General features: G+C 70.3%; 1 protein-coding gene. It reads left to right on the forward strand.

The features are described 5' to 3' along the window. Positions 1 to 700, forward strand: a 700-nt coding sequence (locus HUK84_RS21490) for an MFS transporter (protein ID WP_176641957.1), incomplete at its 5' end; no start/stop codon positions are given. Position 701: the final 1 nt, after the last annotated feature.

The raw sequence follows: 701 nt of genomic DNA on the forward strand, positions 1-701 counted from the left end.
GGCGCTGGGGACCGCCAGCCTGCGCCATGCGGCGCGGCAGGCGCATCCGCTGCTGGATTTCCGGCTGATGCGGCACCCGACCTTTGCCGTCACGGTGCTGGCCGGGAGCCTGAGCCGCCTGACCATCGACGCCGTTCCCTATCTGGTACCGCTGATGCTACAGGTGGGATTCGGGCTGACGGCGTTTCATGCCGGGATGCTGATGCTGGCCTTCGCGCTGGGCAATCTGGGCATGAAGGCCTTTACCACGCGCATCCTGGAGCGGTTCGGCTTTCGCGCCACCGCGGTGGTGAACGCGACGCTCGGCGTGCTGTTCGTGCTGCTGGCCGGGGCGATGGTGCCGGCGACGCCGGCGGCCGTGCTGCTGCTGGTGCTGCTGGGCTGCGGGGTGACGCGGTCGATGCAGTACACGCTGCTGGCGACCCTGGGCTATGCCGATATCGGCGACCCGGAGAAAGGGGCGGCCAGCACGCTGCTGAGCGTGAACCAGCAGGCCTGCATCGGGCTGGCGGTCGCGTTCGGGGCGCTGATGCTGCGCCTGGCGGCGGCGCTGCGGGGCGGGCAACCAACGGACGGGGCCTTCGTGCCCGCGGATTTCCATTATGCGTTCATGATCGTGGCGGTGCCGCTGGCGCTGTCGATCCCGCGTTACCTGCGCATGGACCGTGCGGCCGGCGCGGCGTTGCGCGCGGCGTCCTGAC

This window comes from Nguyenibacter vanlangensis (assembly GCF_013376155.1).
In the GTDB taxonomy this organism is placed as follows: Bacteria; Pseudomonadota; Alphaproteobacteria; order Acetobacterales; family Acetobacteraceae; genus Gluconacetobacter; species Gluconacetobacter vanlangensis.